Annotated in this window: 13 protein-coding genes; all 13 read left to right on the forward strand. The window is 67.5% G+C overall.

The features are described 5' to 3' along the window. The first annotated feature begins 82 nt into the window (after nt 1-82). Complete coding sequence (tilS, locus tag AC1DD3_RS09750; RefSeq protein ID WP_476881521.1) at nt 83-1,132, forward strand: tRNA lysidine(34) synthetase TilS; 1,050 nt, start codon at nt 83-85, stop codon at nt 1,130-1,132. 29 nt (nt 1,133-1,161) lie between these two features. After that, the gene (gene hpt, locus AC1DD3_RS09755) at nt 1,162-1,713 is read left to right on the forward strand and encodes a hypoxanthine phosphoribosyltransferase (RefSeq protein ID WP_078027431.1); all 552 of its coding nucleotides are present in this window, start codon (nt 1,162-1,164) and stop codon (nt 1,711-1,713) included. A 436-nt stretch (nt 1,714-2,149) separates the two neighbouring features. Further along, nucleotides 2,150-4,216 carry an ATP-dependent zinc metalloprotease FtsH gene (gene ftsH / locus AC1DD3_RS09760; RefSeq protein ID WP_230117864.1) on the forward strand — a complete coding sequence of 689 codons (2,067 nt, stop codon included), beginning with the start codon at nt 2,150-2,152 and terminating at the stop codon, nt 4,214-4,216. Nucleotides 4,217-4,225: 9 nt separating this feature from the next. After that, nucleotides 4,226-4,864 (forward strand): GTP cyclohydrolase I FolE, encoded by a 639-nt coding sequence (gene folE / locus AC1DD3_RS09765; RefSeq protein WP_230117865.1) that lies wholly within the window; start codon nt 4,226-4,228, stop codon nt 4,862-4,864. Nucleotides 4,865-4,874: 10 nt separating this feature from the next. Beyond that, nucleotides 4,875-5,795 (forward strand): dihydropteroate synthase, encoded by a 921-nt coding sequence (folP, locus tag AC1DD3_RS09770; protein ID WP_476881522.1) that lies wholly within the window; start codon nt 4,875-4,877, stop codon nt 5,793-5,795. Nucleotides 5,796-5,820: 25 nt separating this feature from the next. Then, nucleotides 5,821-6,180, forward strand: a complete 360-nt coding sequence (folB, locus tag AC1DD3_RS09775) for a dihydroneopterin aldolase (protein ID WP_230117867.1) — start codon at nt 5,821-5,823, stop codon at nt 6,178-6,180. Then, nucleotides 6,177-6,716: a 2-amino-4-hydroxy-6-hydroxymethyldihydropteridine diphosphokinase gene (gene folK / locus AC1DD3_RS09780; protein WP_230117868.1), complete on the forward strand. Its 540-nt coding sequence runs from the start codon at nt 6,177-6,179 to the stop codon at nt 6,714-6,716. The genes folB and folK overlap by 4 nt, the downstream gene beginning before the upstream one ends. A 2-nt stretch (nt 6,717-6,718) precedes the next feature. Then, nucleotides 6,719-7,246: a DUF3180 domain-containing protein gene (locus tag AC1DD3_RS09785; protein ID WP_230117869.1), complete on the forward strand. Its 528-nt coding sequence runs from the start codon at nt 6,719-6,721 to the stop codon at nt 7,244-7,246. Continuing rightward, on the forward strand, nt 7,227-7,739 hold the full coding sequence (locus AC1DD3_RS09790; protein WP_476881523.1) for a PH domain-containing protein: 513 nt from the start codon (nt 7,227-7,229) through the stop codon (nt 7,737-7,739). Before AC1DD3_RS09785 ends, AC1DD3_RS09790 begins: the two co-directional genes overlap by 20 nt. After that, the gene (locus tag AC1DD3_RS09795; RefSeq protein WP_476881524.1) at nt 7,736-9,280 is read left to right on the forward strand and encodes a PH domain-containing protein; all 1,545 of its coding nucleotides are present in this window, start codon (nt 7,736-7,738) and stop codon (nt 9,278-9,280) included. The genes AC1DD3_RS09790 and AC1DD3_RS09795 overlap by 4 nt, the downstream gene beginning before the upstream one ends. Next, nucleotides 9,273-10,193: a Rossmann-like and DUF2520 domain-containing protein gene (locus tag AC1DD3_RS09800; RefSeq protein ID WP_476881525.1), complete on the forward strand. Its 921-nt coding sequence runs from the start codon at nt 9,273-9,275 to the stop codon at nt 10,191-10,193. Before AC1DD3_RS09795 ends, AC1DD3_RS09800 begins: the two co-directional genes overlap by 8 nt. 1 nt (nt 10,194) lies before the next feature. Beyond that, nucleotides 10,195-11,124 (forward strand): 4-phosphopantoate--beta-alanine ligase, encoded by a 930-nt coding sequence (locus AC1DD3_RS09805; protein ID WP_230117873.1) that lies wholly within the window; start codon nt 10,195-10,197, stop codon nt 11,122-11,124. Between the two features lie 175 nt (nt 11,125-11,299). After that, nucleotides 11,300-12,811: an MDR family MFS transporter gene (locus AC1DD3_RS09810; RefSeq protein WP_476881526.1), complete on the forward strand. Its 1,512-nt coding sequence runs from the start codon at nt 11,300-11,302 to the stop codon at nt 12,809-12,811. Nucleotides 12,812-12,836: the final 25 nt, after the last annotated feature.

The following is a 12,836-nucleotide window of genomic DNA, read 5'->3' on the forward strand; positions in this document are numbered from 1 at the left end:
ACCAGTTTCCAGCGGACGCCCGCTTTCCGGCGGCCGACGGCGGCCGGGCCGGCTGGTGCCGGTCGTCGGCACCGCGCGGAAAATGGTGCAGGACGCCCTGGCCCGGGCCGGTTATCCGGACCGGGTCCTGGTGGCGTGCAGCGGCGGACCCGATTCGCTGGCGCTCGCCGCCGTGGCCGCCTATTTTGCCCGCCGCGGCCACGTCGACGGGCAGCCGGTGGCCGTGGGCGCCGTGGTGGTGGACCATCAACTGCAGCACGGATCCGCGGATGTGGCTGCCCGCACCGCCGAGACCCTGGCGGAACTCGGCCTCAGCCCAGTAGTGGTCCGTGCCGTTGAGGTGGCCTCCAGCGGCATGGGTCCCGAGGCTGCGGCGAGGGACGCCCGGCATGCCGCCCTTGAAGCCGCTGCAACGGAGTGCGATGCGGCCGCCATACTCCTGGGGCACACCCTCGACGACCAGGCCGAGCAGGTACTGTTGGGGCTCGCCCGCGGCTCGGGCACCAGGTCACTGGCCGGAATGCGCCCCGTCCGAGGGAAGCTGCTGCGGCCTTTCCTCGGACTGCGGCGCGCGGACACCCTCGAAATCTGCCGTGCCGAGGAACTCGATCCGTGGCACGATCCCAGCAACGCCGATCCCGCCTTTGCCCGTTCGCGGACCCGCGTGGAGGTCTTGCCGCTGCTGGAGGAAAAGCTCGGCCCCGGAGTCGCGGAATCCCTGGCCCGCACCGCCGCCATTCTCCAGCTCGACGCGGACTATCTGGAAGAGGTGGCCAACAACACCTTCACGGCCCTCGCCGAGCGGGACGGGCCGGACATCAGCCTTTCCGAGGCGGCCCTCAACGAACTGGCGCCGGCCATAAGGTTCCGGGTGATCGCCAAGGCGGCGGCCGACGTCGGGGGTCAACAGCCCAGCTACCAGCGGCTACTGGCCGCGGAAGCGCTGTTGCGGCGGAAGGGATCGGCGGGGCCCGTGGAGCTGCCGGGGGGAGTGAGCGTGTACCGGCTTTCGCTGGCACAGCTGCTGGCGGAGGAGCGCGGCCGGGAGAAGGGCGGGACTGCAGGGGTTCCCCGGGAGGGCGCCCGCTGTGGGAAGCTTGTATTCCGGCTTCACACTCCGGCCCGAAAATAGTCGCACCCGCATCTACACAGGAGCAATTGGTGGATTCATCCGACGTCCAGGCAGACCTCAAGCACGTTCTCTACACCAAGGAACAGATCCAGCAGCGCATCACCGAGCTGGCGGCGCAGATCGACAAGGACTATGAAGGGCGCGAAATCCTGATCGTGGGGGTGCTCAAGGGCGCGGTTATGGTCATGGCGGACCTTGCGCGTGCGCTGCACAGCCACATCTCGATGGACTGGATGGCCGTCTCCTCCTACGGCTCTGGCACGCAGTCCTCCGGTGTGGTGCGCATCCTGAAGGACCTCGACACGGACCTGATGGGCAAGGACGTGCTGATCGTTGAGGACATCATCGACTCCGGCCTCACCCTCTCCTGGCTGAAGACCAACCTGGAGTCCCGCGGCACCGCTTCGGTGGAAATCTGCACGGCCTTCCGCAAGCCCACTGCGGCCAAGGTTCAGATCGACGTCAAGTACGTCGGCTACGACATCCCCAACGAGTTCGTGGTGGGCTATGGCCTGGACTACGCCGAAAAGTACCGCAACCTGGACTTCGTGGGCACCCTGGCGCCGCACGTTTACGAGTAAGCGCCTCTTGGGCCACCACGCCGCCGCCGGACCTTGGAATCACAGGTCCGGCGGCGGCGTGACCCGGTTAAAGAGGTGCAGAAAATGCTGCGGCTGGCTCCGGGTGAAGCCTGCCCTTTTGAGAAGCCTGCGCTTTTGAGGTGCGCCAGCCTGGTGACGCCGCCCTTCCGGGCCGCGACAATTCGCGGCCACGGGTCCGCCGCGGTGGGAAAGTGGTGCAGAAATGCGAGAGCACCGATTGCGCCCCTGACCTGCACGGACGCTGCCACGCGGCCTCCGCATTGCGCGTTTCCGCTACGCCCACAGGGAACTTTTGTCCTACACCGTGCGTGAATTACTCCGGCGGTGTATAGCTAGAAGCTGACGCAGCACCACACGCGCGCAGACCACGCGCCGTGCAGCACTACCAGGAGGGACGGGGCCTGCCCCCGAACAGATGAAAGCTAAGAGTTTCTTCAAGGGCCCGGGCATCTGGATCATCGTTGTGGTCGGCATGCTCCTGCTGGCCTTTGCAACGTTGGCTCCGGGCGGTGCCACACGGATCGACACCCAGCCCGGCCTCGAGCTGCTTGCGCAGAGCGGCAAGGTCGAACAGGCAAAGATCTTCGACGGCGAAAACCGCGTGGACCTGGTCCTGAAGGACAACCTGGTCATCGACGGGCAGGACAAGGGCAAGAACGTCCAGTTCTTCTTTGTCAACGACCGCGGCCCGGATGTGGTCAAGGCCGTCACCGACTCCAACCCCTCCAAGGGCTACACAGACCAGCCGGTAGAGAGCAACTGGCTGTCCGGACTGTTCTCGCTGCTGATCCCGGTCCTGCTGCTCGGCGTCCTTTTCTGGTTCCTCCTGTCCCGGATGCAGGGCGGCGGCTCCAAGGTCATGCAGTTCGGCAAGTCCAAGGCCAAGATGGTCAACAAGGACATGCCGCAGGTGACCTTCGCGGACGTCGCGGGTGCCGATGAAGCCGTTGAAGAGCTCCAGGAAATCAAAGAATTCCTTGCCGAACCCGCCAAGTTCCAGGCCGTGGGCGCCAAGATCCCCAAGGGCGTGCTGCTGTACGGTCCTCCGGGCACCGGCAAGACCCTCCTGGCCCGCGCCGTCGCGGGTGAGGCCGGCGTGCCGTTCTTCTCCATCTCCGGTTCGGACTTCGTTGAAATGTTCGTCGGTGTTGGTGCTTCCCGCGTCCGTGACCTCTTCGAGCAGGCCAAGGCCAACTCGCCGGCCATCATCTTCGTCGACGAGATCGACGCCGTCGGGCGCCACCGCGGTGCCGGCATCGGCGGCGGCAACGACGAACGCGAGCAGACCCTCAACCAGCTGCTGGTTGAAATGGACGGCTTCGACGTCAAGACGAATGTCATCCTAATCGCTGCCACCAACAGGCCGGACGTCCTGGACCCGGCGCTGCTCCGCCCGGGCCGCTTCGACCGGCAGATCTCAGTTGAAGCCCCGGACCTCGTGGGCCGCGACCAGATCCTCCAGGTGCACGCCAAGGGCAAGCCGATCGCACAGGGCGTTGACCTCAAGGCCGTGGCCAAGAAGACCCCGGGCTACACCGGCGCGGACCTCGCCAACGTGCTGAACGAGGCGGCCCTGCTGACCGCCCGCTCCAACGCCAACCTGATCGATGACCGCGCCCTGGACGAAGCGATCGACCGTGTCATGGCCGGCCCGCAGAAGCGCAGCCGCGTCATGAAGGAACACGAGCGCAAGATCACGGCCTACCACGAAGGCGGCCACGCCCTGGTGGCCGCGGCATTGCGCAACTCGGCACCGGTCACCAAGATCACCATCCTGCCCCGCGGCCGCGCACTGGGCTACACCATGGTGGTCCCGGAGAACGACAAGTATTCCATCACCCGCAACGAGCTGCTGGACCAGATGGCCTACGCCATGGGCGGCCGGGTAGCCGAGGAGATCGTCTTCCACGATCCCTCCACCGGCGCCTCGAACGACATCGAAAAGGCCACCGGCACGGCCCGCCAGATGGTCACGCAGTACGGCATGAGCGAACGCGTCGGTGCTGTCCGCCTGGGCCAGGGCGGCGGCGAGCCGTTCCTGGGCCGCGACGCCAGCCATGAGCGCAACTACTCGGACCAGATCGCCTACATCGTGGATGAGGAAGTCCGCCGCCTGATCGACCAGGCCCACGACGAGGCCTACGCCATCCTCACCGAAAACCGCGACGTCCTGGACCGGCTGGCCCTGGAACTGCTGGAACGCGAAACCCTGAACCAGGCCGAGATCGCCCACGTCTTCCGCGACATCCGCAAGCGCGATTTCCGCGAAGTGTGGCTGTCCAAGGAAACCCGGCCCGTGCAGGCTGCCGGCCCGGTGGAGTCCCGGCTGGAGAAGGCTGAACGCGAGGCCCAGGAAGAAGCCAAGGAAGCCCGGCTGGAAGAACCGCTGGACGCGCTGCCGCCTCATCCCCAGGGTGTTTCTGAAGACGCCTCCTTCCAGGGCGGGGTAACGGAAGCCGGCTCGGACGGCTACCGCGGCTAAGCTCTTGCTGTGACTCACTTCGACGACGACGACCTTGCCGCCTCCGCCGATCACTCGGCGGTGGGGGGATCCGGCCACCACTACAGGGTGGACCGGCCCCGGATTGAAGCGGCGGTGCGCGAAATTCTCCTGGCCATCGGCGAGGATCCGGACCGCGGCGGGCTGCAGGATACGCCCAAGCGGGTTGCCAAGGCCTACGCCGAGGTCTTTGCAGGCCTGCACCAGGATCCGGCAACCGTACTGTCCACTACCTTCGACCTCGACCACGAGGAACTGGTGCTGGTGAAGGACATTCCGTTCTACTCAACCTGCGAGCACCACCTCGTGCCGTTCCACGGTGTGGCCCATGTGGGCTACATCCCGTCGCACGACGGCAAGGTGACGGGCCTGAGCAAGCTGGCGCGGCTGGTAGACATTTTCGCCCGCCGTCCGCAGGTCCAGGAACGGCTCACCACGCAGATCGTCGAGGCGCTCGTCACTTATCTCAAGCCGCGCGGAGCCATCGTGGTGGTGGAATGCGAACACATGTGCATGTCCATGCGCGGCATCCGCAAGCCCGGGGCCAAAACCGTCACAAGCGCGGTCCGCGGGCAGCTTCATGACCCGGCCACCCGTGCCGAAGCCATGAGCCTCATACTCGGAAGGTAATAAACAGACTATGGATTCCCTAGCTGCAGCACCTGGAACCGGACCCGCAACATCCCCGCTGCCCATCCTGCGCAAACCGCGGCCGGCTGCTAAATTTGAAGACCTGCCCACCGGACGCGCCCTCGTGATGGGCATCCTCAATGTCACGCCGGATTCGTTCAGCGACGGCGGCAAGCACCTGACGGCGGACACCGCCATCGCCGCCGGCCTCCGGATGTTTTACGCGGGAGCCGACATCATCGACGTCGGAGGCGAGTCCACGCGTCCGGGCGCGGAGGACGTCAGCCCCGAAGAGGAGCAGCGGCGGGTCCTGCCCGTCATTGAGGCGCTGGTCAAGGCCGGCGCGCTCGTCAGCATCGACACCACCCATACCTCCACGGCTGAAGCTGCCCTGGCGGCCGGAGCCGCGGTCATCAATGATGTCTCGGGCCTCACGATCGAGCCGGGAATGGCCGAACTGGTGGCCAAGAGCAAGGCGCCGTACGTCCTGACCCACCGCCGCGGCGACGCCAAGACCATGACCTCCCTGACGGAGTACGGAAACGTGGCGGACGACGTCGTCGCAGAGCTGAGCGGCGTCCGGGACAAGCTGTATGCCGCCGGCGTGCTTCCGGAGCAGATCATCATTGACCCGGGCATCGGCTTCTCCAAGACGGACGAGCAGAACTGGGAGCTGCTCAGGAACCTCGACCGGCTTGAAGCCCTGGGCCACAAGATCCTCGTGGGAGTCTCGCGCAAGCGATTCCTGGGCACCCTCCTGACCGTTGCCGGCAAGGCGGCGCTCCCGGAGGAGCGCGACGCCGCTACCGCCGCCATCACGGCCGTCACCGCTGCCCGCGGAGCCTGGGCTGTGCGGGTGCACGACGTCGGCCCAAGCCTGGACGCTGTCAAGGTTGCGTCCCGCCTGGCCACACCCAGTCCCGGCCGCTGACCAGGAAGGGCTGAGCAGGACCACGATGGACAGGATCTCACTGAGCGGCGTCACCGCCACCGGCTACCACGGAGTGTTCGATTTTGAGCGCCGCGAGGGCCAGCCGTTTGTGGTTGATGCCGTGCTGCACCTGGACTTCAGCCGGGCTGCGGCATCAGACGACGTCAGGGACACCGCCCATTATGGCGAAGTGGCCGGGCGGATCACGGACTGGATCACAGGTGAACCCCTGAACCTCATCGAGGCCCTGGCCGTCAGGATGGCAGAAGGCCTGCTGAAGGAATTCAAAATCGAGGCCGTGGAGATCACAGTGCATAAGCCGAAGGCGCCCATCGAGGTCCCGTTCGGGGATGTGGCCGTAACCGTCTACCGGGAGCGCACATGAACGCCCGGTACACGAGGGTGGTGCTTGCCTTGGGCAGCAACCTGGGCGAACGCAACGACACGCTGTCTGAAGCCGTCGCTGACCTCGTCGACGGGCCGGAAGTGCGGCTCCTCGCCGTCTCGCCGGTGGTTCAGACCAAAGCCGTAGGCGGCCCTGAAGGCCAGCCGGATTTCCTCAACATGGTGATGACCGTGGAGACCACCCTCGAACCCCTTGAGCTCCTCAGGCACTGCCAGTCGGTCGAGAACAAGCACCACCGGATCCGCGAGGTGCGCTGGGGGCCGCGGACGCTCGACGTCGACATCATCGCTTACGGCGACCTGGAAAGCTCCGATCCGCAGCTGACCCTGCCGCATCCCCGGGCGGCGGAGCGGGCCTTCGTGCTCTACCCATGGTCCCTGATCGACCCTGCGGCAACCCTGAACGGGACGCGGATCGGTGAGCTCGCAGCCAGGGCCGCCGACTTCCCGGACCTCACACCGTTCGACGGTTTCGGCGACTTCAACGGAGTGCCCACGGCGGGGGCGGTGGAATAACAGTGAAGCCCATGAATCCGCTGCTGCTCGCGGTGGTCGGCCTGGCCGTGGCCATTGCCGGCTGGTCCGCTGCCGTCCTGAGCGGCCGGTACGGCATGGCCACACCGGTGCTGCCGCCCACGGGGCTGGTGACCATGGGCGTGATCGTGGTCCTCACGCTGGTGCTGGGCATCCGCGTGCTCCGCTGGCGGAACGGCAAGAAGAAGAAAATGCTCAACCCGATCCTGGCCGCCTGGACGCTCGTCCTGGCCCAGGCCTGCGCCTACACGGGCACGGTGCTGCTCGGCTGGCACGCGGGGATCTTCGTGGAGCAGCTGCGGATCTGGAGCCTGCGCAGCAGCCAGGAACTCACCGGGCTCGCCTTGGGCATGGGGGGCGGCGGACTGGTCATGATCGTGGTGGGGCTCGTCGTCGAGCGTTTCTGCAGGATCCCGCCCGAAGACGGCGAAGATGCTGCGAAAGGGCTGCCGGGCCACCCACGTCCCGGCAAGGCCAAAGGGGAAGGCGAATATGCCTACCGCGGCGATTGATCCGCCCGGGATCACCTGGCTTCGGGTTTCCCCCAAATACGTCACTGTCCGCCTGGTGGAGTGGGCCGTGGGCAACTTGATTGCCGTCGGGCTGCTGAGCTTGCCCCTGGTCTTTGTGCTGCTCGGCTGGTGGAAGTGGCCGCCGTTGTGGCTGGCCGTTACGGTCCCGGCGTTCCTGCTCGTGCTGGCACTGTGGCGTCTGACCCTGATTCCGCGGCAGGTCCGCGCCATCGGCTACGCCGAGCGCGACGACGATCTTCTGATCCGCGGTGGCATCTTCTTCCAGCGCGTCATGGTGGTGCCGTACGGGCGGATGCAGTATGTGGACATCAGCGTGGGGCCGGTGGAGCGCGGACTGGGGCTGTGCACGCTCAAGCTTCACACAGCGTCCGCCGGAACCAACGCATCGATTCCGGGGCTGCCCGCCGAAGAAGGGGCCCGCCTGCGCGAACAGCTCTCGGCGCGCGGTGAAGCCAGGCTGGCCGGACTGTGAGCGGGGACGGGCTTTCTTCCGGAACGCCCGACGGCGAGTGGCTGAGGGTGCATCCGGCGTCGCCCTTTGTGCGGGGCTGGGTTGCACTGGCGGCCATCGGCTACTTCTTCGGGCGTGACACATTCGAGAGAATGCTCCGGGGCGAGCCCCTCGTGGATGACCAGATTGCCGGACGTGCCCCGTGGCTCGTCGGCGGCGGCGCTTTGGTGCTGCTGCTGGCGGTCCTGGGGTTCATCATGTCCTGGTACTTCACCCGGTACCAGGTGGCGGAAGGCTACGTCCGCGTCAACACGGGCTTCCTGTTCCGGCAGCAGCGGCAGGCGCGCCTGGACCGGGTCCAGGCGATCGACATCGTCCAGCCGCTGCTCGCGAGGATTTTCGGGCTCGCGGAGCTGAAGTTCGAAGTGGCTGACGCCGGTGAGTCCGCGGTGCGGCTTGCCTACCTCCGCATTGACGATGCCCGGCAGCTGCGCGCCACCATCCTGGCCCGTGCCTCGGGGGCGGGGCTGGACCCCGACCATCCCGAAGCGCCCGCGCCGGAGGCGCCGGAGCGCCGGGTGCTGCAGGTCCCTCCGTCGCGCCTCATCGGATCCCTGCTCCTCAGCGAGCAGAGCGTCGTTATCGTGCTGGGCGGCGCGGCATCCGTGCTGCTGTCCGCGTTGACGGAAAACCGGGCTTTCTTCCTGTATCTGATCCCCGCGGCCCTGGGCCTGTTTGCCGCGTACTGGGGCGCGTTCCACAAAGGCTACAACTTCACCGCTGCCATCTCCCCGGACGGCATCCGGCTCCGCTACGGACTGCTGGACACGCAGGCGCAGACTCTTCCGCCGGGGCGGATCCAGGCGCTGAAGGTGTCGCAGCCGCCGCTGTGGCGCATCTTTGGCTGGTACCGGATGCAGGTCAACGTTGCCGGCTACGGGGCCGCCGGGAACAATGGCGAGGCGGCGTCCCGCACCACGCTGCTGCCCGTGGGAAAGATCGGCGACGTCTTCAACATGCTTGCCCTGGTCCTGCCGGACCCCGGAACTGACGACCCCCTCCGCGTTTTCCAGGCCGGGCTGGACGGCCTGGATTCCGACGGCGGTTTTGTCACCACCCCGCGCCGCGGCCGCTTCCTCGCCCCGCTGGGCTGGCGACGGAACGGCTTCGCCGCCACCGACACCGCACTGCTGATGCGCTCGGGGCGCTGGTGGCGCCAGCTTGTGCTGGTGCCGCATCAGCGCACGCAGTCGATGGCGCTGCACCAGGGCCCGCTGGCCCGCCGTTACGGCCTGGCGGACCTCGTGCTGCACACCACCGCCGGTCCCGTCGCCCCGCGCGTGATTCAGGCGGGCGTGGACGAGGCCCAGGCACTCTTCGACCACCAGGCCGCCCGCGCCCGGGATGCGCGGAAGCGCCAGACCAGCGAACACTGGCTCGCGCAGGTGGCTCCGATTGCAACGCTGGCTGCGCCCGACGGAACCCAGGATCTCGATCAGCGGAGTCCGCTCGATCAGCCCCGCCCCCACTCACCGCAACAGGAAGGCCCGCAACGTGGCTAAGCCCGGACGCCTCGGCGTTGGAATTATCGGCGCCGGCAAGGTAGGCGCGGTCCTCGGGGCGGCGCTGCGCGCGGCCGAGCACGCCGTCGTCGGGGTTTCCGCCGTGTCGGACGCAAGCCGGGAACGGGCGGAAACGCTGCTTCCCGGCGTTCCTGTCCTGGACGTGCAGGACATCGTGGAACGCTCTGAGCTGGTGCTCCTCGCAGTGCCGGACGACGCCCTCGGCGGCTTGGTCGAGGGGCTGGCGAAGCTTGGCGCCTGGCAGCCCGGCCAGCTCGTGGCCCACACCTCGGGCCGCTTCGGCGTCGGGATCCTGCACCCCGTCCGCGCCGCCGGGGCCGTGCCGCTGGCCCTGCACCCTGCCATGACCTTCACCGGCATGAGCCTCGACCTGACCCGGCTTCTGGACTGCACGTTCGGCGTCACGGCGGACGCCGTGATGCTGCCCATCGCCCAGGCCCTCGTGGTGGAAATGGGGGCGGAACCGGTGGTGATCGCCGAGGCTGACCGCGTCATCTACCACGCTGCCCTGGCGCACGGCTCGAACCACCTGGTCACCCTCGTGGCGCAGGCGTCCCAGTTGCTCAGCGAAGTGGGCGTTGATGCTCCTGAACGGATGCTCGGGCCGCTGCTGAGGGCTACGCTTGAGAATGCCCTCGCCTCCGGCGAGTCCGCGTTGACGGGGCCGGTGGCCCGCGGTGACGCGGGGACCGTCGCGGCGCACGCACGGGCGCTCCGGGAGCACGACGGCGGTGCCGGCGGCGACATCCTCGCGGCGTATCTCGCGATGGCGCGGGCAACGGCGCGGCGGGCCGAAGGCAGGGGGCTCTTAAAGCAGGACCAGCTGCAGGGCATCCACGACGCCCTGAAAAATACAGAGGAAGACGGCCCCGGGGCCAAGGGAGGACACTGACATGGCAATCCGACTCGTGACCACGGCGGCCTCCCTCCGCGCCCAGAGCCGTCACCTCCTGACCCAAAAACAGGGCTCCTCCCAGGGGCTGGTGCCCACAATGGGTGCCCTGCACGAGGGCCACGCCCGGCTGGCGCGCACCGCCGTCGAACAGAACGACGTGGTGGTGGCCTCCATTTTCGTGAATCCGCTGCAGTTCGGCGAGGCCGTGGACCTGGAAAGGTATCCGCGGACCCTCGAGGCGGACCTGGCGCTGCTCGAGGCGCAGGGGGTGGACCTGGTGTTCGCCCCCTCGGTGGAGGAGATGTACCCGGACGGGCAGCCCATGATCCGGATCACGTCCGGCCCGCTCGGCGAGAAATGGGAGGGGGCGTCACGGCCGGGGCATTTCGACGGCGCCCTCACCGTGGTGGCCAAACTCCTCCACCTTGGAATCCCCGCCACAGGGCTGCCCGGGGAAGGTGCGTTCGTCACCGGCGCCGGGGGAGGGCTCCCCGCCTACCGCGCCTACTTCGGCCAAAAGGACGCCCAGCAGCTCGCCCTGGTCAAGCAGATGGTCGCGGACCTGAACTTCCCGGTGGAGATCGTTCCCGTGCCCACCATCCGTTCCGCGGACGGGCTGGCGCTGTCCAGCCGCAACCGGTTCCTCTCGGCGGAAGAACGCGATGCCGCCCTGGTTTTGTCGCGGGCGCTGCGGCTCATCGAGGAACGGGCCGACGCCCGCAAGCCCCTCGAAGTGGAGTCGGCGCAGGCCCTGATCGAGTCCCAGCCGTTGGTGGAACTGGACTACCTTGAAGTGGTGGACCCCCGGACGCTGGAGCCACTCGCCGAGAACTGCCGCGAGACCCCGTTCCGCGGCGAGGGCCTGGCCATCGTTGCCGCGAAAGTCGGTGCCATCCGGCTGATCGACAACCTTCCGCTGAATTCGTAGGCCGGCGCCCCGGGCTTGGGGGCCCGGGCCGGCAGCCCGCGGTTGCCCGGGCTGCCCCGCAGCCGTCCGCGTCGGACCGCTGCCCATGTACGGGAATGCCTCGGGTCACTAGACTGTTGCAGTCTGCAGCGGCGCCGATCGCCAGCCATCCTTCCGAACTCACTGAGGCCTCGCCATGTCTACTGAAGTAACGTCAAATTCCCACGGTGAACCGGGGCCGGAGAAGTCCGGAAACGTGAAGTCCGCCGGGCTCCGGTCCCCGCAGCAGCAGCCAGCCGCCGACAAGATGTCCCGCGAGTCGGTGACGGTCATCGCCACGCTGCTCGTGGCCACCTTCGTGGTGATCCTCAACGAGACCATCATGAACGTTGCCCTGCAGCGGCTCATGGTGGACCTTCAGGTGGATGCGCCCACGGTGCAGTGGCTGTCAACGGGCTTCATGCTGACCATGGCCGTCGTCATTCCAACTACCGGGTTCATCCTGCAGCGGCTGTCCACCCGGGCCGTCTTTTTGCTGGCCATGGGACTCTTCTCCGGCGGAACCGCGCTGGCGGCTCTGGCACCCGGTTTCGGGGTCCTGCTGCTGGCAAGGATCGTCCAGGCCGGCGGCACTGCCATCATGCTGCCCCTTCTCATGACCACCATCCTCACCCTTGTTCCGCTGGCCAAGCGCGGTGCCGTCATGGGCAATGTCAGCATCGCCATCTCCGTGGCCCCGGCCATGGGCCCCACGGTGTCCGGCCTGATCCTGCAACACTTCTCCTGGCGCTTCATGTTCGTCTTCGTGCTGCCCATTGCCCTGGCGGCGCTGGCGATCGGCGCCAAGTACCTGACCAATGTCGGCGAAACGGAGAAATCCCGGCTCGACTTCCTGTCGGTAGTGCTGACCATCCCGGCTTTCGGCGGGCTGGTCTACGGTCTCAGCCAGATCGGCGGCGGCCACGGCGGCGACGGCGGTCCGGGCACGCTTGCCGTGGCGGCACTGGTTGTCGGCGTCACAGGGCTGGTGGCCTTCGTGCTGCGCCAGCTGCGGCTGCAGAAGTCCAAGGCGCCCCTGCTTGACCTGAGGGCCTTCAACTTCCGCATGTTCACGGTATCCGTGCTGCTGATGGTGGTGGCCATGGTGGCACTGTTCGGTGCAGTGATCCTGCTGCCGCTGTACCTGCAGGAGATCCGGGGCCTGAAGTCCCTCGAGACGGGCCTGGCGCTGCTGCCCGGCGGGCTGGCGATGGGCCTGCTCGGCCCGGTCATCGGACGCCTGTTCGACAAAGTGGGCCCCCTGCCGCTGACAGTGACAGGGTCGTCCCTCATGGTGCTGGCGCTGTGGCAGTTTTCCATGCTCGACGCCGGCACTCCCGTGTTGTGGATCGTCACCCTTCACGTCGGGTTGAGTCTTGGTCTCGCGCTGCTGTTCACCCCGGCTTTCACCACCGGGCTTAACCCTCTGCCGCCGCACCTGTACTCGCATGGTTCGGCCATCATGAGCACCCTGCAGCAGGTGGCCGGCGCCGCCGGTACCGCGCTGCTCGTGTCGATCTTCGCCGTCGTCTCGGCGGGCTCGGGCCTTGTCGCCGGAATGAGCGCCGCCTTCCTGACGGCCACGGTGATAGCCGTAGCCGCCGTCGTCCTCTCCGCCATGATGCGCAAGACGGCCGGACCCGAAGGCGCACCAGCCGCCCCTCACTAAGCGCGGACAGACACTTCAGCCCCTC

This window comes from Arthrobacter sp. 05T444 (genome assembly GCF_056395905.1).